Source organism: Nostoc parmelioides FACHB-3921, assembly GCF_014696625.1.
GTDB lineage: Bacteria > Cyanobacteriota > Cyanobacteriia > Cyanobacteriales > Nostocaceae > Trichormus > Trichormus parmelioides.
In genome coordinates this window covers 1-20394 of record NZ_JACJQL010000066.1, presented here as the reverse complement: position 1 = coordinate 20394, position 20394 = coordinate 1, and the positions used below count along the sequence as shown (strand labels likewise).

General features: G+C 43.3%; 21 protein-coding genes. 14 read left to right on the top strand and 7 right to left on the bottom strand.

The window, feature by feature from the left end:
* Nucleotides 1-362: 362 nt before the first annotated feature.
* The 4 genes from H6G14_RS26890 to H6G14_RS26875 all read left to right on the top strand — a co-directional run bounded on the left by H6G14_RS26890 (nt 363) and on the right by H6G14_RS26875 (nt 3326).
* Complete coding sequence (locus H6G14_RS26890) at nt 363-1394, top strand: tyrosine-type recombinase/integrase (RefSeq protein ID WP_190571278.1); 1032 nt, start codon at nt 363-365, stop codon at nt 1392-1394.
* 3 nt (nt 1395-1397) lie between these two features.
* Nucleotides 1398-1865 carry a hypothetical protein gene (locus tag H6G14_RS26885; RefSeq protein WP_190571264.1) on the top strand — a complete coding sequence of 156 codons (468 nt, stop codon included), beginning with the start codon at nt 1398-1400 and terminating at the stop codon, nt 1863-1865.
* Complete coding sequence (locus tag H6G14_RS26880) at nt 1862-2536, top strand: hypothetical protein (protein WP_190571262.1); 675 nt, start codon at nt 1862-1864, stop codon at nt 2534-2536. The genes H6G14_RS26885 and H6G14_RS26880 overlap by 4 nt, the downstream gene beginning before the upstream one ends.
* Nucleotides 2537-2624: 88 nt before the next feature.
* The gene (locus H6G14_RS26875) at nt 2625-3326 is read left to right on the top strand and encodes a hypothetical protein (protein WP_190571260.1); all 702 of its coding nucleotides are present in this window, start codon (nt 2625-2627) and stop codon (nt 3324-3326) included.
* 143 nt (nt 3327-3469) lie between these two features.
* Here the strand turns inward: H6G14_RS26875 and H6G14_RS26870 are convergent, their stop codons facing one another.
* Together H6G14_RS26870 and H6G14_RS26865 are read right to left on the bottom strand one after the other, a co-directional pair.
* Nucleotides 3470-3787: a hypothetical protein gene (locus tag H6G14_RS26870; RefSeq protein ID WP_190571259.1), complete on the bottom strand. Its 318-nt coding sequence runs from the start codon at nt 3785-3787 to the stop codon at nt 3470-3472.
* Between the two features lie 24 nt (nt 3788-3811).
* The gene (locus H6G14_RS26865) at nt 3812-4750 is read right to left on the bottom strand and encodes a ParM/StbA family protein (RefSeq protein ID WP_190571257.1); all 939 of its coding nucleotides are present in this window, start codon (nt 4748-4750) and stop codon (nt 3812-3814) included.
* A gap of 312 nt (nt 4751-5062) precedes the next feature.
* On the opposite strand from H6G14_RS26865, the gene H6G14_RS26860 reads away from it, so the two are divergent.
* Both H6G14_RS26860 and H6G14_RS26855 read left to right on the top strand, forming a co-directional pair.
* Nucleotides 5063-5680 carry a ParA family protein gene (locus tag H6G14_RS26860; protein ID WP_190571255.1) on the top strand — a complete coding sequence of 206 codons (618 nt, stop codon included), beginning with the start codon at nt 5063-5065 and terminating at the stop codon, nt 5678-5680.
* Nucleotides 5623-6618: a ParB/RepB/Spo0J family partition protein gene (locus tag H6G14_RS26855; protein ID WP_190571253.1), complete on the top strand. Its 996-nt coding sequence runs from the start codon at nt 5623-5625 to the stop codon at nt 6616-6618. The genes H6G14_RS26860 and H6G14_RS26855 overlap by 58 nt, the downstream gene beginning before the upstream one ends.
* A gap of 279 nt (nt 6619-6897) precedes the next feature.
* On the opposite strand, the gene H6G14_RS26850 is transcribed toward H6G14_RS26855, so the two are convergent.
* The 3 genes from H6G14_RS26850 to H6G14_RS33755 all read right to left on the bottom strand — a co-directional run bounded on the left by H6G14_RS26850 (nt 6898) and on the right by H6G14_RS33755 (nt 10769).
* The gene (locus H6G14_RS26850; protein WP_190571248.1) at nt 6898-9117 is read right to left on the bottom strand and encodes an AAA family ATPase; all 2220 of its coding nucleotides are present in this window, start codon (nt 9115-9117) and stop codon (nt 6898-6900) included.
* A gap of 155 nt (nt 9118-9272) precedes the next feature.
* Entirely contained in the window at nt 9273-10217 is a 945-nt protein-coding gene (locus tag H6G14_RS26845) for an RNA polymerase sigma factor, RpoD/SigA family (protein ID WP_190571246.1), read from the bottom strand.
* A 300-nt stretch (nt 10218-10517) separates the two neighbouring features.
* Entirely contained in the window at nt 10518-10769 is a 252-nt protein-coding gene (locus H6G14_RS33755) for a hypothetical protein (protein WP_242053786.1), read from the bottom strand.
* A gap of 141 nt (nt 10770-10910) precedes the next feature.
* Here H6G14_RS33755 and H6G14_RS26840 point away from each other — a divergent pair, with 141 nt between their 5' ends.
* From H6G14_RS26840 to H6G14_RS26825, 4 genes are all read left to right on the top strand, one after another.
* A complete protein-coding gene (locus H6G14_RS26840) occupies nt 10911-11165 on the top strand; it encodes a hypothetical protein (protein WP_096637450.1) in 255 nt (84 codons plus the stop codon).
* Between the two features lie 131 nt (nt 11166-11296).
* Nucleotides 11297-11743 (top strand): hypothetical protein, encoded by a 447-nt coding sequence (locus H6G14_RS26835; RefSeq protein ID WP_010999648.1) that lies wholly within the window; start codon nt 11297-11299, stop codon nt 11741-11743.
* A gap of 61 nt (nt 11744-11804) precedes the next feature.
* A complete protein-coding gene (locus H6G14_RS26830; protein WP_338421222.1) occupies nt 11805-16184 on the top strand; it encodes a strawberry notch-like NTP hydrolase domain-containing protein in 4380 nt (1459 codons plus the stop codon).
* 509 nt (nt 16185-16693) lie between these two features.
* Nucleotides 16694-16891, top strand: a complete 198-nt coding sequence (locus H6G14_RS26825; RefSeq protein WP_044523598.1) for a DUF2811 domain-containing protein — start codon at nt 16694-16696, stop codon at nt 16889-16891.
* Between the two features lie 66 nt (nt 16892-16957).
* Here H6G14_RS26825 and H6G14_RS26820 read toward each other — a convergent pair whose 3' ends face one another.
* Nucleotides 16958-17428, bottom strand: coding sequence for a hypothetical protein (locus tag H6G14_RS26820; protein ID WP_010999651.1), 471 nt, complete (start codon nt 17426-17428; stop codon nt 16958-16960).
* 276 nt (nt 17429-17704) lie between these two features.
* Between H6G14_RS26820 and H6G14_RS26815 the strand changes: the two genes are divergently transcribed.
* Both H6G14_RS26815 and cutA (H6G14_RS26810) read left to right on the top strand, forming a co-directional pair.
* Nucleotides 17705-18028, top strand: a complete 324-nt coding sequence (locus H6G14_RS26815) for a hypothetical protein (RefSeq protein ID WP_010999652.1) — start codon at nt 17705-17707, stop codon at nt 18026-18028.
* Between the two features lie 68 nt (nt 18029-18096).
* A complete protein-coding gene (gene cutA / locus H6G14_RS26810; RefSeq protein ID WP_242053777.1) occupies nt 18097-18273 on the top strand; it encodes a divalent cation tolerance protein CutA in 177 nt (58 codons plus the stop codon).
* Between the two features lie 21 nt (nt 18274-18294).
* On the opposite strand, the gene H6G14_RS26805 is transcribed toward cutA (H6G14_RS26810), so the two are convergent.
* Nucleotides 18295-19482 (bottom strand): RNA-guided endonuclease InsQ/TnpB family protein, encoded by a 1188-nt coding sequence (locus H6G14_RS26805; RefSeq protein WP_190571244.1) that lies wholly within the window; start codon nt 19480-19482, stop codon nt 18295-18297.
* A gap of 77 nt (nt 19483-19559) precedes the next feature.
* Between H6G14_RS26805 and cutA (H6G14_RS26800) the strand changes: the two genes are divergently transcribed.
* Entirely contained in the window at nt 19560-19718 is a 159-nt protein-coding gene (gene cutA / locus H6G14_RS26800) for a divalent cation tolerance protein CutA (protein ID WP_190571242.1), read from the top strand.
* A 104-nt stretch (nt 19719-19822) separates the two neighbouring features.
* Nucleotides 19823-20394, top strand: a 572-nt coding sequence (locus H6G14_RS26795) for a type I restriction endonuclease (RefSeq protein ID WP_199326302.1), incomplete at its 3' end; no start/stop codon positions are given.

Here is a 20394-nt window from a genome sequence, read left to right as displayed (position 1 = left end):
AACGGCTTAATATTTTTTTAAATCCGTGGTTTGTGTGAAAATCGTAATTGCTAAATCAGCAATAGCACTTATTTTGTATCTATCTTTAGTCATATTTGGGATATATTTTGCATCCACCAAAAGAATTAATTTTTAATATTTATAAAAGGGATAATTGTCCAGATTAGACGGCTTAATACGGACAGTTCACTTAACCAAACTTTGTAAACATTTCTAACAGTTCGGGTGAGCATCAAGATTTATAAGCATTTTGACGATGAGGTAAACAGATTTTACCTTCAGTCACTTACAATGCTTGGATGTTAGTTCCACAGTGCAACACTAGCGATATCTACGACAAGGCTTGCGCCTACGCGCTCGACATGGTAAACAATCCTCAGCTTGACAACCTACCGCCAATCAAGTTGATCCACATTCAGGATCAAGCGCCATCAACCCTACAGGAGCAATCTAGAAGCAGGGGAAGAAAAACATCTTTACCCACAGACATACGCTGGCTAAAGGTACTGGAGTTTTTACGCAGTACCAATCTTGCGCCGAACAGTCGCAAAATGTACGAACGTGAACTTAAGCGATTCTTGGGATGGACGCAACTACACTATCATGAGCTACGCCCACGTCACCTGGGGTTATACAAGGAGTATCTACGCGATGAAGTAAAAACTGATTCAGGAAAACCCCTGTCAAAAGCGAGTATTAATGCGGGGGTTGCTGCACTCAAAAGCTTCTTTAAATGGATGTGTTATGCATATCCAGACATAATTGCAACTAACCCGACACTGGGGATAAAGCTAGAGAAAGTACCACTACCACCAGCCCAAAGCCTAACTGACGAGCAGATGGAGCGCGTTTGGTCAGCATTAGAATTGTTGGGAGAGACAAAAGAGCGCGATACAGCGCTTGTCCACATTCTCAGTCACGGACTACGCGCTGGGGAAATTGTACAGCTAAATGTTGGTTCCTTCGATGGCAAGCTGCTGTTCTTACCTGATACCAAAACGAATGAACCCCGGCTAGTACCATTGCGAAAAGAAAGCCGCGACGTGCTGGAAGGTTATTTGCGATCGCGCTCCCAACAGGGTGAAGAACTAAACAGCCTCACCCCGTTGATGGTTTCGTACCATGCGTCATATAAGGGTGAACGCTTGAGTTACCACGGGATTTACTTCGCTGTGGAGAAGATAGGTGAGCTTGCAGGCATCGAAGATTTGCATCCTCACCAGTTCCGCCATACATACGCCACTGACTTATTGCTGTTGGGCGTTGACCCCAGCCATGCCAGGAAACTGACCGGGCATCAAAGCGAGAAAGCGTTTCGGCGGTACACACTTCGCTCTGAACAAGAGGCGGCGATCGCTGCTTATTATCGGGCGATCGGGGAACAAGCAGAGTAGCCTATGCCCAAGCCGTTAGATCCTAAGTGTCAACTATGTGCCAAGCTACTAACCTCGAAAGCAAAAGTGCTACATGGGCCGGAGGGTGATGGCTGCTGGAACCCGAAGATTTGCCACAATCGCCGTTCGTTCTACCGCAACCGAACTAAAGATGATTCTAGGCAGATTGAGGCAATCACAGTTGAACCACCAGAAACATATTTTGCTGTACTGTACTTGTACAAAGACCCTGGTGATAAACCGTTACACGCTTTAGGTGCAGAACTATGGCTAGGGCAAAAGCCAATCTGCCGCCTGGAGCCAATTCACTGTTTTGGATTGACGGCTGGTAAGATTCGGGCTTACACCGATAAGGTCTTGCAGGCGTTTGCTAAAGAATATAATGTTACGCTTTACCAATACAAAGAAATGTTTGAAATCAGTCCTACTCACTGCCCAGTAAGACCCTGCCCATTGCACCCGGAACCATGACCATTTATCGTCAGCTGACAATCTGGGACATTCTTGATGAGATATCCGAAGCGCCACCCACCTCTTCACTGGCTGCGGTATGGGAATGTTTAGATACTGAGTTAGAGGATTTATCAGTAGAAGCACAATTAGCAACAGCCGCCGTAGCTTTCTCCCAAATTGCAGATATTCTCAGAACCCGCGCCCAGTTGTTGCTAGAAGATGTCCGCGCACAAACAGATACTTTGGGGCCAGTCATCAGCACAGATATCTTTGCTGGTTTAGTGCGAACAACCATGCAATTAGATTTAGATGACCTCATTGAAGAACCACCACCGCAGAGCTTTAGACCACATGGGCCACATCAATTCACTCATCCTATTAATAGAGATGATTCAGTAGCCGCACCTGTGGAGAAAGAGAGCGTCTTGGCAATGCTGGAAATACAGACTGTGGAAGACGTGCATCGGTTGGCGGGGGATGAGAATGTGGATGAGTGGCAAAGGGCGATCGCTCATTATCTTACAGAAGTAAAAGGTGAGATTGCCCTACCGAAGCTACAACGCAAGTTGAAAATGCCGATAGTGGAGGTGTGGTTAGGATTATTGCTAGGTGGGTTTGCGCTACAGCAGCGTGGGGAATTTTACGAAAATGACAATGTTTGGGTGAAAGCTGATTCTTCTAGAGTTTGACCCGCAGAAATGATATTGTAAAGGTAAGCGTAAAGGTAAATGTTTTACAAACTATCAGTGATAAGCTTTAGTTGACCTAGACTTAGAAATGAGCAACACTGGCAAGGGGAAAAAACTAGCATCTTTTAACTGTGACCAGAGGATGTGGGAAAGGTTTATCCTTCGTTGCCAGTCTAAGGGAACAACAGCCACAGCGACACTTACCCATTTTATTGAGATGTACCTTGACGGTTCCCTGAATAACCTTGATGCAGTTGCTCATCATGGCTTGGAGAAAAACGGGCTGGACTCTAGAATAAGAGAGATTGTTGAGGAATACTTACGGCAAAATTTAACAGGCAATCTCAGTAGTAGTGATACTGAAACGATATCAGCAATTCACTCTCGACTTGACGAGATTGAAGTTCAAATTGAGCATAAGCTAACTAGCATTGAAATACAGTCTAGCCACCAACCCGATGAGTTGGAGCAGAACATTGAATCGATGAGTTCGCGTGTAGAACAGTTGGCGGATGCAATTAGAAAAATTCAAATTTATCTGAACAATCAACCCAAGCAGCGCGGTAAATCATACAGTAGAAGCTCATATACTCAAGCTTCTACTCCGAGAATGAAGCCGTTAACCGAACAAGGCTTGGCTTCTCGTTTAGGTGTCAATGTAGAAACTCTGCGCGAACAGACAGCAAAATTACCACCACCGCTTTTTGTGGCATGGTGCAAGGGGAAGGATAGTTCAAGTATGGGGTGGGAATTTAATGAAGAAACAGGTTTTTATCATCCAGCAACTTGAACCCCAGTAGAGACTGTTGACTAATGAGTAATGACTAATAAATTGACATCCTCACCGCCCTAGAAGTGCGGTGATTCCTAAGACTCACGGCTTATGTTTCTGTTTCCCTCCCTTATGGGGTTTTTGCAACTGCCCTTTAACACTTATAGCTCAAAATCCAGAGTAAATGTATCATCTTCAGGTTTTTCTGGTGTTTGATCTGTCACGTTAACTGGCTGTTGCTCTGGCTGTTGCACTTGTGGTTGATGTTGGGTGAGTATTAAAGGTGGGGGAACTTGTGTTTGTACCCCTCCTAGTTGCATAGGAAATGCGCCTTTTTTGAAAGCAAAATAGCAATCTATTATGAAATACAAAGTCTCTAAGTAACTTTTATCCAGGTTTTGCGATTCCAGAAATATACGTTTACGGTAACTGTCTCGGATACGGACTCTCTCTGGTGTGTTGTCTTGGTCTTTTCTCATGTTTTTTACCTCACACTGGACTTACTAGCTCTTGCTAGCAATGGTTTTCGCCATTTGTAAAAGCCCAACGGCATTAGCTTCTACCGGATTGTCCAAAACTTTGAATCCGTTTTTCTCTAGCAGCTTTGTAAATCCCGGTAATAGACAACCACCACCAATCGCCCAGAGTTCATCTCCAGAGTGCTTGGCATCAAGCGCCAAATTCACAGCTTTCTTTAAGTACTTCTCGTACCAATCTTTTAAGCAAGCGATGTAAATATCTTTGATGTCGATGTCCCGACTATACTTGGTATGCCCCATTTCTAAGCAATAGCGAATCTTAGCTGGATCTGCGACTTTACCCCCATTGAGGTGTTTCATCTTTTGAGCAATATCATCAATAAGAACTTCAACACCTGTTGGGTATGGGGTATGTACTTCTCTCTTGCCCTGGTTGTAACGCGAGAACAGCGTTGTACCATTGCCAAAGTCCAGCACAGTTAACTTTTTGGGTAGTTGCTGTCCGAATAATGCCCCCATGCCTTCGGGTATTACCTTCAGCACTTCTACTTTGACCTCGGATGGTTTACCTGCCAGTATCGGCTGATATTCACCATTTAATACTTTCTTCAGTTCTTCTGCTAAACCGACATCATGCAAGCTGACTACCATCTTCAAGTGCCATGCTTTGCGGTGTTCCAAGTGTGCCAACGCTCCCAACAAAGTAATCAGTGCGTTCTTGACTTTGTTTTCGTTACTATCAGTGTTGCGTTCAAAATGGGTTCCGGCACGGAAAGCCGATTCGCCAACTGTATAAGCCTTCCCTTCAAACTCAACTCTTCCTGGTACATCTTCCATGTCGGCTGTTGAAATGTAGCTGGGGATGCGGACGACATCAAATCCTTCGACTAAAAGTTTCAGATTGCCATAACCGTTATCGAAACCTGCTGGAAATATTTTTTGTAATGCGTGAACACTTGTCATTAATGTTAAATATGATACAAAAATTATTAGTAAGTAGTAATAACCTAAAAGCCATCTAAATATATCCTATATGGGTACTAAATTGAACTAAAAAATCTATAAATAGTATTGGGATACATTTAGTACCCATACGTATACCTTTAACAATTTTTGATTTAAAGTTGATTTAGTTATGTTTTTAAGATTCTTAGTTGACCCAAAACATATTGGGTCATAATTAAAAATGTGAGAAAAGTTCTTCATTTAATCAAGAATTAGTCCAGGCTAGGTTAAAATTCTTTTTCAATTACAATCGGTAGCAGGAACAAAGCCTTGACAACAAAATTTGTAACGCTGACTTCGTTTAAAGGAGGGGTCGGTAAAACAACATCAGCAATTTGTCTATCTTGCCTATTTGCTCAGGAAGATCGTAAAGTTTTACTGATTGATTATGATCCTAACCGTTCGGCATCAGTCTGGAGTTCTCGCAATCATCTGCCATTTAAAGTAGCTACAGAAAACACAGCTAATCGAATAATGGCAAAAGAGAAATTTGACTTTATTATCATTGATACCCCAGCAAGACCAACCTCAGAAGAAATTAAAGAGCTGGTTGAAGGATGCGATTTATTGCTTGCTATTACAACTCCGTCAGCTCTTTCCATCAGTGCATTGAATATGATGGTACAAAGTTTCCCACCAAAAACGAAATTTTATGTTTTACTAACGGTTGTACCTCCTTCGTCAGAGCCAGATGGTGAAATTGCCATTCATACACTCAAAGAGCAAGGATTACCTGTGTTAGAACAGGGAATCCAGAGGTTGAAAGTTTATGAACATGCAGCTGCTGAGGGAAAACCAGTTTATGAAATAAAAAGAGGAGGCAAAAAAGCATGGGAAGATTGGAAAGCGCTGGCAAAACTAAAACCGATCAAAGAATTGCTAATTTAAAGCAAATTTTAAGCTTTACCCCTGAATTTGAAGATGGAGAGATTAATCAGCATGAGTTGAACCAAAATTCTTCTGTAGTTCTTGTAAATCGCTCTAAAATCCACTTGACGTTTAGTTTCGCGCCAGATAGCCAACCTGTAAGGTACTACTACGATATAGACGAACTAAAAGCATGGGCTTTAAATGACTTAAAACCAAATGGTATTCATTCTCCTTTGTGGGTTCGTCCGCTTGATAATGAACAATCTGATGAATATGAATTAGTTGCAGGTAAACGTCGTTATCATGCTTCTGAGTTTGCAGAAATTGATATGCTACCTGTGAGAATATTTAATTGGAATGATTTAGAAGCTTTCAAAGCTTCTATCACAGAAAATAAAAATCGTCGAGACTTTAGTGCATTAGAAGATTTAGATGCAACGCTTAAACTTCTTGCTTTAAATATTGAAGGAACTATTGAGGAAGCCATAAGCCTTCTATATCAAATGGATAATCTAAAACGTCGTTCAGGAAGGGAAAACGTTTTAGCTCATCCCCAGTATGAGGTCATTCAATCTGTATTTGATTTCTTAGGGGGCATTAGCTGGGAATCTTTTGTTAAAAGCCGATTACCATTGCTTAAAAAACCTAAAGAGATTTTAGAATGTGTACGTCAGGGAAAGATTGAATACACTAAAGGGTTAGAAATTGCCAAAATTAAGGAACCTGAACTTAGAAAAAAAATTTTAGAAAAAACAATTGCTCAAAAGCTTTCACTTGCAGAAATTAAAAAATTTATTCAGTCTCATAAACCAAACCGATCAAACGTAATTCAAGATCGCCTGGATATAGCTTATAAGCAATTCAAGAAATCACTAAAGAAAATGGAGACTAATCCAGAAAGACTTCAACAAGCTGAAAATCTCTTATCTCAAATAGAAAACTTTTTGAAAGAATAGCAACCCAAAACGTTTTGGGTCATTGTAGAAGGCTATCTTCCGTTAACAAAATTCTTGATAAATCTGAAAGGTAGCCCATATATTTATGATCGTTCTACTAAAAGTAACAATTCCTCAAAGTCAAACACACCCGTAATGCTCCTGCCATAAGTAAGCGTCCCAGGCTAAAACATGGGTACTTTTAGTAGTTGAAACATGGGTACTAAAATGACATATTTTTTCCTAAAAAAATAACTCTTGAGAGTGTATTTAAATCGGCAATTGATTTATACAAAAAACTTATCCTCTGTTCGCTCGAATAAAAGCAATAGTACTTTCCCAAGGAATTGTTTGATTAAGCAAATACTGTGTGAATATTCCCTTGAGCTTTTCTAATTCCTCTGGTGTTAAATTTTGTCCAAGGCGCTGCGTATAACTTGGTCGATGCTTATTATTTGTAAACAAACGTTCCAGGAAATGGCTACTGATGTGCATTTGCGTCAAATTTTTCTCAACAATTACCTTTGCCTCTAACCCTGCTAATTTAAAAGCATTACGTAAGTCATCCACATCCCAATTGAGCATGGGGTCTGAGCCATCATCATAAATTGCTTCTTCTGCTGACATTAAGCTTTTGTATAACTTGCTATCTAGTGGGTAATCTTCTAGTAGACGGTAAAAGCGTTGAGTGTAACGCGGTACAGTCTCTGCCAATATGAGCCTTCCTCTTTCGGGTATTATTTTTTCTAGATTTTGAACCACATTTGACTTATCAAGTTCAGAAACTAAAACATTGCGGCCAATAATGCAATCAAATTGAACATTAGCTGCTTGTTGGGTTATCACCTCAACCAATTGAGAGATTGAGGCGTGTAAAATTTGTGGACGTATTAGTTCTTTTAGGGAATCTGCTTGTTGGGATAACGCATTAGCATCTTTACCAGTACGAACAAAGGCATAAACTCCACCTTCAGGAGTTTGCCTTACTGCTTCCCAAGTCAGCAAGCCACTTCCGGCATTTAGATCCAATACGATATGGTGACGTTGCAATTGCGCTAATTCAAAAATGCGATCTCGCACCGTGGCCAACTGTGTACCTACTTGAGAAAGCGTCCTTTGCAACCAACGTTCACTAGCCCGGTCAATAGTACCATAAGTCAGTATCTCTAGAGGAGCGATCGCACTCCCTTCAACTAATGCAGCCAGTTGAGCTTCTCGACGGCGAGACACCTCGGTACTGATTTCTCTTTCTCGTCCTTGTAGTGAAGGTTGGTAAAATACTTGCCCTTGTAAGCTGGCGGGTAAATATTGCTGTTCTACCCAGTGATCTCGATAAGCATGAGGATAAAGATAACCAGCCCCATGTCCAAAACCTTTCTTATCTCGGTTGGCATCTTTTAAATGATTGGGTACTTCTGCCTCTTTTTCATGCTCAATCGCTGCCAACGCATCAAAAAATCCCATCACACTGTTGGATTTTGCTGCTGTCGCTAAATACAGTGCTGCTTGTGCTAAATGATAACGACCTTCTGGCATCCCTACTCGGTCAAAAGCTTCATTGCAAGCATTGACTACTACCACAGCATTAGGATCAGCCAGTCCTACATCCTCACTAGCCAGAATTAGCATTCGCCGGAAAATAAATCGTGGGTCTTCTCCGGCATAAACCATTTTTGCTAGCCAGTACAACGCTGCATCTGGATCTGAACCACGCAAACTTTTGATAAAGGCGCTAATGGTATCGAAATGAACATCACCTTCTTTATCATACAAAACTGCACGTTGCTGTATTGATTCTTCTGCTACTGCTAAATTGAGGTGAATTACTCCAGCTTCATCAGGTGGTGTTGTTTCCACTGCTAATTCCAACGCATTTAGTAGTGAACGCGCATCTCCGTTAGCAACATTTACTAAATGCTTTAACGCTTCATCATCGATTTGTACTTTTAAACAACCATAACCGCGTTGTTCGTCAGTTAGGGTTTGATTTACGACTTTGTACAAATCCTCATCATTGAGTGGTTTGAGTTGAAAAATCCGTGAGCGGCTCACCAAAGCCTTGTTGACTTCAAAATACGGATTTTCCGTAGTTGCACCAATTAATATTACTGTCCCATTCTCTACCCAAGGCAACAAAGCGTCTTGCTGAGACTTGTTAAAACGATGAACCTCATCCACAAACAGGATAGTTCGTTGGTTATGAAATTTACGCTGTTCTTGTGCTGTGTCAATCGCGGCTCTAATTTCTTTAACACCTGAAAGGACTGCATTTATCGCTAGGAAATGAGCGCGAGTTGTATTGGCTATCACACGCGCTAGAGTCGTTTTTCCCGTTCCTGGAGGGCCGTAGAAAATCAGCGACGATAACTGATCTAAACTGATTGCTCGTCGTAACAGCCTACCAGGGCCAATAATGTGGTCTTGCCCAACAAATTCATCCAGTGTTCGTGGACGCATTCGTGCAGCTAGTGGCGCTTGGGTTTGAATTTGGTTGATTAAATTTTGGTCAAATAAATCCATTGTGAGAACATGGATGAACTTAGTTTATTGGTTCATCATTACTACTGTAATCTAGTTCACCCATCACTTTTATATGTCATTGCTCTAGGTTTACGGCGGCAGACTTCGCAGGAGCCTGCGACGGACGGCAGGTTTCGCAATACAGAGGGCAGCCATCAAGCTAAATACTCTCGCATCTGCGGTTGCTGACGATGCAAAACTTTTATCGCCTGTTTTTGAGTTGTCCCCACTTTTGCTTGTTTTATGTTGAGTCTTTCGGCAATTTGTTTGGTCGAGAGCTTGTCAACACTACCCAAACCAAAGCGCAACATCAGCACCTGTCTTTGCAGTGGTTTAAGTGTGAGCAAACAATTCGCCAAATCTTGCCGCATTAATCCTTCGTCTAGGTATTCATCTGGGGAAGCAATATCGCTAGGTAGAATTTCCCAAAAATCAACTTCCTCCTCTTGTCCCATTGGCGTATCTAAGGACAGAGGCTGGCGAAACGCAATTAAACATTCTCTCACTTGGTCTGGGCGAAGCTCGGCAAATTCTGCTATTTCTGTAATTGTGGGATATCGCCCCAGCATTCTCGCTCTTTCTCGTTGTACTTTCTTGAGTTTAATTAAACGGTCATTCATATGACTTGGTGTTCTGATGGTGGTGGACTTGTTAGCGATCGCCTTTGTGATTTCTTGCCGAATCCACCAGTAAGCGCAGGTCGAAAACTTGTAGCCTCGGTTTGAGTCAAATCTCTCGACAGCCTTTTGCAACCCAATAGAACCTTCTTGTACTAAATCCAAAAATTCCAGATGACTCCAACGATGCTTTTTAGCGATGGCTACTACCAGTCGCAGATTAGCCGCAATCATCTTTTCTTTCGCCTTCTGGCCTAAGCGCAGAATCTGGGATACTTCGGTTTTGCTTTTACCCATCTCAGTAGCTAGTTCTGCCAAAGTTAACTGACGATGTAGTTGCTCTTGCCTCTGTTGTTGATGCTGCTGTACTGCCATCATCTGCTTTACCTGTCTGGCCAAAGTAATTTCTTGCTCTGGAGTCAGCATGGGATATTTAGAGATTTCTCGTAAGTAGATGCCTACGCTATCTGGCTGGGGGGACATTCTTCTATTTTTCTCTAAAAGCCTGAAATTACTTTATCGGCATCAAATGTCAAAATAAAATGTGCTTTACAATTTGCAAAAATTGGGCATTTTCGTCCTCTTGAATCTAATTTCTACAATAATACTGACCTGCTTTTTGATTGACAATTAGTTCAACTGACCAAGTATAGAAGGACTTCGATTTATATAGTACGTTTAAACTATTAATGGCTCCAATCGTCCAAACTCAATCACACTCTTCGGCTTCTGGTAAGTAATTCACCAGAAGCATTTTGTTTAGGGTTAGCGATCGCCCCACAACTATTTCTTAAAATCCACATCACTCTTATAAACCTTAGCTCTCGGCTTACCCTTCTTTGGAGGTGCGGCGGCAGACTTCTTGGGAGCCGAAGGTGGGCGGCAGATTTCACAATACAGAGGGCGGACTCCAAACGTCTCCCGGCTTGTCGGTTGATCACATTGCTTGCACACAAAGTTGAATGTGCGGGTGTGTATCGTGCGTTTGTGCGCTCTGACAGTGTACTCTCTGACATCGATTTCTTTGCTTGCCATTGCTTATTTCAATTAATTGACTTTTTGGATCTTAGCCTTTGCTAACGATATTTCAATGGTTGGGATAAACATAATCACCCTGTAGGATTAACTTTCAACGGCTACGCCAAAGCGAACGTGAAAGATAGGCTGAGAAAAAATATGAGTAATCACAACTTTGATTCCATCTTTCAAGCAGTGTCTGACGGTAGCCAAAGAGAATGGACTGATGAGGAAAAGGCTTTGATTTTAAGTCATCTCGAATTGGTGAACCAGTTGCAATCCTGGGCAGACAATAACAACAGTGATAGCTGCTGGCATGGCGCAAATTACGATTTGGTTAAACCCCAGTCTTGTACTACCAATACCAACACCAACATTTCTTCTGTGGACGAAGATATTCACATACCGTTTTAACCGCTTTGCACTCACTAGCTGAAAATGGCTACGCCAAAGCTTATGTGAGGGTTGCAGCGACGACACGCTTCAGACCCAACTGCAATACCTCATCACATTGAAGAAAAATTACAAACATTCGGAGTCTCATTATGGATATTCAAGCTACCCTCAACCTCATGATTCAAGCAGTCGTTATGGGAGTTGTCGCACTGATGGTTTTCGATTTCGTTGGTGGTTTGTGGGTCGTACCACTACCAGGTGCAGGATGGCAACCGCCAATTATCGAACAGTCCACAGTTTCCGTATTTCAACAAGTTCCTACTCCACAACAGGAAATTCCACTCCCCACTCCCGCAATCGCACCACAGTTTGAGGAAATTCCCGACCCCTGGACATTAGAAACCCAATCCCCTCAGAACTGTCTTCCAGCGTCAGCAGCAATAGTCTTATTCCCTACCCTCCAACTACTGCCACCAGCCAAAGCCCAAGAAGTACAACCGACTAAACCAAAGCGCAGAACTAGCAAATCCACCAATCCCACACTGCCTAAATCTCCCCGTCAGCGCCAGCCAAAACCACGCAAGATAACTGCTTAGTCCGATTGGCGATCCCCCCGACCACGCTTCAAAAAGGGCGATCGCCTCTACTAATTAAACAGTGACACTAATTAACGAAGTTTCTCATGAATACAAGTCAATGCTCAACTTGAGGCACAAAAGTATTAACAAACGGCTACGCCAAAGCGAAAGTGAAAATTATATCTATATATATATGGTCAGTCTCATCGCTACACAAGGGACTCTCTTTGATCTGCAAACAGTTTTGGATTATGGGCAATCAATCCTCAACGTTGCAACTGAACTTAGCAAATCACTCATTGAACACCGACCACTAACCACCAAAACGATTCAAGCCCAGATGAACCGCCACTTCCACGGCACAGCAGCAGAGGGCGCTTGGCAGTGGAAGGACGCTTACGAGGCTGTTGAGGTGGCAGCAATATTGTACTTGCGGCACAAGGGATTGTCTCAACATCCCTTAGAAGAACTGCAACTGATTGAATCCCTTTGCCCCACGCATACCCGCCGCAGCGAAGAACAATTGCAGCTTCAACAGTTCTCTACCCCGTTGTCCCTGGCATACTTGGCTTGTGCTGCCGGACAAATCACAACTGATGATTTAGTGCTAGAGCCATCAGCCGGAACCGGAATACTAGCACAGTTTGCCAAACTTCAGGGCGCGAGTCTCATGCTCAACGAACTTGCACCTGACAGAAGCAAGATTCTTCGGCGGTTATTCCCTGGCGTTCCACTATTCTCCGTGAATGCCGAGCAGATAAACGATTACTTAGCAGGAAAGACTCAGCCGTCTGTTGTACTGATGAATCCTCCTTTCTCGGCATCACCCAAAGTTACTAGTCGTAATCCTGATGCTACACCACGGCATATCAACTCGGCGTTGCAAAGGTTGTGCGATCGCGGTCGGCTAGTAACAATCTCCGCTAACTGGTTTTCACCAAATAATCTAACTTGGCGAGATACTTTCGTTAAGATGCAGGAGAAGGCAACGGTAGTGCTTTCGGTCGGTATCAACGGTAAGGTCTACAGCAAACACGGAACTCACATTGATACCCGATTGACGGTTATAGACAAAGTTCCGGCGGTTGATCCACAAGAAATTCCTTGTATTAGCGACACCGTTGAACTAGCAGAACTCGCAACGCTGATTGAGCAACTGCCACCGCGACCAGTTTGGGAACCAACTACTCCAACTGCTCAAGCTTCGGTTTCAAAAGCGGTTCGTTTAAGTCCCGTTAAATTAAAATCTCAACCAGCACCAGTTACTCAAACATTATCCCAATTTATTGATGTTGCACCTCTAGATTATGAGCTGATTGACTGGGCGGCAAATGACCAATTGAAAGATGCACTTTACGAAACCTATCGCCCACAGCGAATCCGAATCAAGGATGCAAAACCACATCCGTCGCTGCTTTGTGAAAGTGCAGCCCTAGCTCTAGTCTCTCCCCCGGCTCCCACATATAAACCTCATCTACCTCGGCATCTAGTCACCCAAGGTTTGTTATCAGAAGCACAGCTTGAAAGTGTCATATACGCAGGTCAGGCTCACTCTGAATATCTGTCAGGGTCTTATATTGTTGATGATTCGTGGGATAATGTGACTATAGCGGCAAATAACGCCGAAAACACCGTGCGATTTCGCCGTGGCTGGTTCCTTGGTGATGGGACTGGTGCGGGTAAGGGTAGACAGTGCGCGGGAATCATCCTCGACAATTGGTGTCAGGGACGACGCAAAGCTATCTGGGTATCCAAAAGCTCTGCACTGATTGAAGATGCCCGTAGAGATTGGTGTGCTTTGGGCGGTAGTGAAAAGGACATAATTGACCTAAGTAACATTAAACTTGGCGATCCAATCCCTTTCACAGAAGGCATCTTGTTCTGCACATATTCCACGCTACGTTCCCAAAAGAACGGTAAAAGTCGGCTTAAGCAAATTGTTGAGTGGGCAGGCAAGGACTTTGAGGGTGCGATCTCCTTTGACGAGTGCCACAGCATGGGTAACGCAATGGCACAAGAGGGTACACTCGGTTTAGTGAGCGCATCCCAGCAGGGTATTGTTGGGCTGCGGTTGCAAAACGCTCTACCCAGAGCCAGAGTTGTCTATGTCTCTGCCACCGGAGCCACCAAAGTATCAAACTTATCCTATGCTAATCGCTTGGGGCTTTGGCAGACCGGCGACTTCCCTTTTAACTCGCGTGAGGATTTTGTGGACTCCATTGAAGTTGGCGGTATTGCCGCAATGGAGGTTGTTGCTAGGGATCTCAAGGCATTGGGTCTGTATTTGGCGCGATCGCTATCATTCGATGGGGTGGAGTACGAGATGTTAGAAATCGAACTAACTCCTACTCAGGAACGGATCTATGATAGCTACGCGGATGCCTTTCAAGTTATTCATAATAATTTAGAGAAAGCACTAGAAGCCTGTAAAATCACTGGTGCGAAAACATACAACCGCATGGCTAAAATGTCTGCGATGTCTCAGTTTGAATCTCACAAGCAAAGATTCTTTAACCATTTGCTTACGGGGATGAAGTGTCCCATGCTGATCAAAGCAATTGAGCAGGATATCGCCCAGGGTCATGCGGTGATTGTACAAATAGTTTCTACCAATGAGGAATTACTCAAACGCCGACTCAATGAAGTTCCGGCAGAAGAATGGAAAGATTTAAACCTTGATTTAACTCCCCGTGAGTATGTCATGGACTACTTGTTAAGTGCGTTTCCTGTCCACTTGCATGAGATTTACTCATCTTCTGAAGGAGATGAGCGTTCTGAACCGGCTTTCGATGCCGATGGTTCTCCGATTGTTTCGGCTGAAGCTGTGGACTTAAGAGATGCCCTGGTTGACCGATTGGCAAGCCTTGACCCAATTCCTGGCGCTTTAGAACAACTGCTTTGGCACTTCGGTCACAAACAGGTGGCTGAAGTCACAGGTCGTAGCAAGCGGGTATTGAAAGATGAAGCCGGACGGCTGTTTGTGGATTCACGGGGTGCTGGTGCGAATATTGCTGAAACTACAGCATTTATGGCGGGTGAGAAGCAAATCCTCATCTTCTCTGATGCTGGCGGTACTGGTCGTAGCTACCACGCTGATTTGAACGCTGTGAATCGTAGGCGGCGATCGCACTATTTGCTCGAAGCTGGTTGGAGGGCAGATAATGCCATTCAAGGGCTTGGGCGCTCTCACCGGACTAACCAAGCATCTGCACCAGTATTCCGTCCAGTGACCACTAACGTTAGAGGTGAACGCCGCTTCATCTCGACTATCGCTCGACGGTTGGACAGCTTGGGCGCACTGACACGGGGGCAACGGCAGACTGGAGGTAATGGAATCTTCGACACTAAGGATAATCTTGAATCCCAGTACGCGGAGTATGCCTTGTACGAACTCTTTAAGCAGATATTCCAAGGTCGATTCTATGAGGTTCCACTAGGGACTTTTGAGCAAATGACTGGACTCAGCCTGACTTCTCATGAAGGCGGGATGAAGATCGACCTCCCACCCTTGCGACAGTTCCTTAATCGACTGCTGGCTTTGACTATCAGGATGCAGAACGTGATTTTCGAGCGTTTTGAGTTGCTCTTGAGTCAACAAATTGAGACGGCGATCGCAAACGGTATCTTTGAAGCTGGAGTAGAAACGCTCCGTGCTGAAAGGTTTACTATCGAAAGCTGCGAATCTGTTTACACGCACCCAGATACCGGGAGTGTAACTAACTACCTGAAGGTCGAGCAAGTTCAACGAAATAACATCAGAACTGCTGTCGAGATGCTTGAGTTTGCTGCTAAGTACCAAGGACAACTCATGGTAAATCAGAAATCCAGTAACGCGGCTGTATCCATTCCTACGCACAGTATATTCGACTGTGATGGTGGTGTTGTGCCACGGGTTTTACTCGTCCGTCCACAGAAAGAAACTCGTGTACCAGTCGAACAATTGGAATCATCCACTTGGCAGCAGGTTTCGGCTGAGGAGTTTGTTACGGCGTGGTCGAGAGAAGTTGATGAATTACCCAGATTCACTACTGATTACTTGCATTTGGTTACAGGCATATTGCTACCCATTTGGAAAATTCTGCCACAGAAGAACAGCCGGGTGTTTCGCCTGCAAACAAGTGATGGACAGAAAATTCTGGGGCGGGTTGTTCATGCCTCAGACATCCAGACCGTTACTGAACAGCTTGGGCTGAAGAACAAGCTGCTTTCTCCAGCAGAACTTGTTTCATTGGTACTCAACGAAGGCTATTCTCAGCAGTTGCCCGGAGGAGTCACGCTGCGGCGGTCTTCCATTGCTGGTGAACCTCGCTTGGAATTGGTTGAGGCTCTTTCCCTAGCTGACAGATTTGTGGCTGTGGGTTGTTTCAGTGAAGTAATTCAGTGGCGCAAGCGGATATTCATTCCCACTGGCGACAAAGCTGCTGCTGTTCTGGCGGCGGTGATTGGGATTCTTGGGTAATGAAAGCAAAGCGATGTGGGTGAACTACCCGTCGCTTTGTTTTTTCTAAGATTCTGGTGTGCAGTTGCGACTTTTGATAATTCTTATTACTAGCTCAATTTTTCCGCATCCCTTCCACAGCTTTTCCACAGCTACCTCGGCTATTTTCCACAGACAGTCAACAAGGCTACAGGCTTTTGCCGTGTCGCTGGGGATTTTATCTTCTAGGCTTTAAGTCTTGTTAATTACTGAGTTTTTATTAAGTAACGTAACAGAAATGTATCTTCAACCCTGATGCTGCCGTAATACTTAATTCTTTTTGTACTTATGCTTGACATTTCGCAACATTGACAACCCTACCCCCTGGAGTTGCACAATAATTCGACTAGTCCTTCTTGTCGTTAAGACTTCTACAAATATCTGTATAAGAGTATTTAAACGTATTACAGATTGTTTAGTAGCTACTCAACGATATAGCAAAGGTTAAAGCTAGTTGTCAGGTTAATTCTCTTGTCTCCAGTCCGCATCCTATGAACGCAACAGTTAGCATTTTCACTCAAATCCCTGCCTCCTTGCACGATTGTATGCAGGATTACTTACAGCAACACCCAGATTGGGATGAGAAACGTTTACTGGCTGCGGCTGTCTCACTGTTTCTGCTGCAAAACGGTGATGGAGATCGCCATGTTGGGCAAGTTTATCTTGAGGCTATGTTCCATCGTTCTTGAATCAACATCAGTGGTGCTATATTCTCAAGCACCAATCTATCAGCATGAACAAACCGTACTTAATATCTATGCACTGTATCTGCTTCGCTCATCAACATAGCAATCTAAGTCTAGCTTTGCCAAATAATTAGCAAAGTCTCTAGCATCTTCCCAACTTGTTAATCGAGCATATATTACCGCATTTCCTCGGTCTTCATCGAAGCAGCACTCAGTTTTATACACTTTTCCTGATAAATATTCTTGAATTTTCTTAACGCTTGCGGGGCTGAATCTATACTTGTTTTCGCTAAATCCTTCAACGCAATCAGCAGTAACAACGAATTTATATTTCCCCCTAGATTTAATATAAATGTCAATCCAATTTTTGTTGTTTTGGTGAATTTTCTGGCGGTATTTAGCCATTTTCTGCAAATATTGAGTAGCGTGTTTTTTAGATTTTGCCTCTTTGAGGTTGCATCCAAAAATATTTGCACCTGCTTCGTTCATTTCCCGTTCTGTAGTTAACAGAATATATTTACTGGGGGATGTGTAATCCATCAATACTATCTCCAAAAATATAGAATCTAATTCGGAGCAGACAATTTCCAGTATAAAATATTTAAAATAGGCAACAAAACTTAGATACAAAGCAACACAACAAGGTTTTGAAATTAACGTTTATGTTTCCTAAGACTTGGAAGAATGTAAACAACACAAAAGCCTACAGCCAGATGAACCGTTACACATATTCGATGTATATGAGTTAACCCAAAAGTGTAACTTACCTCAAAAAATTGCTTCTAGCCCCAATGCAATGGTATTTGAACGACAGTCATGAGTAACCCTTTTTCCCATCCCGAAGATCCAGATTTGCATTTATCTATTCAGGAGAACCTAAAACAGCTTTCGGCTCAGTTGGGATCTCCCTTGGACGAATCATCAGTCATGGAAATATACCAGGATGCGTGCGATCTACTAAGCCACCTTTCCCCATCACCTCTTACTCTCGCCCGCGTTGCTGGAACATTACTGGTTTACCGAGTCAATGATACAGAACCAGAAGAATCTAAGTGGTTCAGCAGCCAGGTGAAACAATGCCTAGACGACGAAGAAGTTGAGGAGTTGATCGAATCTATCTCTCGCACTGATGCTTTGTAATCGCTGAGAAAACGGAGTCTCGCAATTCTTCTTTAAACTTTTAATTCAGTCCCAGGAGGAAAAGTACGATGAAAATTGCATTAACAAATTTACCGCCAGAACACGGAGAACGGATTGCTCGTTTGCTTGTAGAAGAGCATATTGTAGACTGTGTTAACCTGTATCCAGTCCACAGTATATATTCTTGGAAAGGAGAAGTTTGTTCAGAGGCAGAAGTGACATTATTGACATCCTCACCGGACTAAAGCCACGGTGATTCCCAAACCTCACGACTTGGGTTTCTGTTTCCTTCCCTTACGGGGTTTTTGCAACTGCCCTTTAACGCTATGGTTATTAGGTCTTATGTTCGCTCCACAGACTGCAACGGTGTGTCCCACCGCCAAAATATTTCGACTGGCGTTGATATCCCGGTCGTGGTGCGTCCCGCAGTTGGGACAGTCCCACTCTCTGACATTCAACGGCAATTTATCAACAATGTGACCGCAATGCCCACAGCGTTTAGAACTAGGAAACCATCGGTCAATCTTCACCAAGGTTCGACCATACCACTTGGCTTTATATTCCAGTTGTCTCACCAACTCACCCCATGCAGCATCGCTGATGGCACGGGAAAGTTTGGGATTTGTGACCATATTCTTAACTGCCAAATCCTCAACTACTATCGTTTGATTTTCACGAATCAGTCGAGTTGTCAGTTTATGCAGATGGTCTTTCCTAGAATCAGAAATTTTAGCTTGAAGACGAGCTACTTTGAGTCTTGCTTTGTCTCGATTGCGAGAGGCTTTTTGCTTACGACTCAAAGACTTTTGAGCTTTCCTCAGTTTTTGATAGTGCTTGTCAAATGCTTTGGGGTTAGCAATCTTTTCACCTGTACTCAGGGTAACAAGGCTACTCACCCCTACATCCAACCCCACAGCACTATCAACAGGCTGCAAAGTTTCGTCAGATGGATCATCAATCCGCAAACTGACAAACCAGCGTCCATTCGGCTCAAGTTTGACTGTGATGGTGCTAGGTTCGCAGTCCTTGGGAAGTTGCCTAGACCATTTAATTGGCAGTGGTTCAGAACACTTAGCCAAGTAGACTTGTCCATCCTTCCACCGGAAAGCAGACTTAGTAAACTCTGCACTACCTCCACTGCGTTTCTTCTTGAAGTTAGGGTATTTCGCTCTACCAGCAAAGAAGTTAGTAAATGCTGTTTGCAGATGTCTCAAGCCTTGTTGCAGTGGTACACAACTAACCTCATTGAGAAATTGGAGGTCATCAAGTTTTTTCCACTGCGTCAACATAGTGGAAGTTTGAGCGTAATCTACTCGCTCTTGTTTCTCATACCAAGCTTCTGTTCTCGCTGCCAAGGCTCGGTTAAAAACCAACCGCACACAACCAATCGTCCGGCGCAATATCTGTTCTTGCTCGGCAGTTGGGTAAAAACGGTAGCGGGAGGCTTTTTCCATACTTCACATTTTACCACGTTCCATGTAAAGCCGTCCTCCGCTATCGCTCAAGGACGGGGTTTCTACCCATTTTTCTGATGATGAAGGTTTCAACTCAAGGAATAGAGCGTTTAAAACAACGTATTTGTGAACTTCATCCCTATGAGTTACCAGAGTTTGTTGTTATTGAGGTTGATAACAATGCTTCTCTGCGGGAGTATATTGACTTTGTTAAAGGAGAAACTCATCTGTATTAAGATAAATTAGTGTTATCAAGTTTCCTCACCAATCTCTTGATCACAATCTGCACTCGCGGGATCATCTTTCCAGCACTCCATAAGAAAGTCTAAGTCTGAGTTTTATGAAGTTTGAACGTTACTATTGCGGAGAAGCTGACTCTTGTGGCAATAGCGCAAGCACCCACATCCAAGCGCGGGATATCAGTCTTTACGAACTAGAGGAAACTTTTGGATTAGAGTTAGTTACCGATATTAATTTTTTCCCAGAATGGCGAGAAAATTTACCTTTACTAACAGATATTGAAAAATCATCTTTAGAAAGAGTAAAAAGCAATTATTCAAATTTAAGTAAACGCCGCCCCATGTCTGAAGAAGTAGTGAAGATGGTTGTGTTGTCACCACTACTTGATTTAGCTGGTTTTTATCAACCCAGTTTCGAGATTGAAACAGAAACGTCCACGGAAATTTCTGCTGTAGATGAAAACGTTATTGTTAAAGGTAGTATTGATGTTTTAGTTGTAAATAAAAGACTGTGGATACTGGTTATTGAATCTAAAAGCACTAAATTCGATGTGATATCTGCACTACCTCAAGCACTTGCTTACATACTCGACACTCCCAATGCTGAACGACCAACTTTTGGTTTGCTTGTCAATGGTAGAGAGTTTGTTTTTATCAAGCTAGTTCAGGCAGA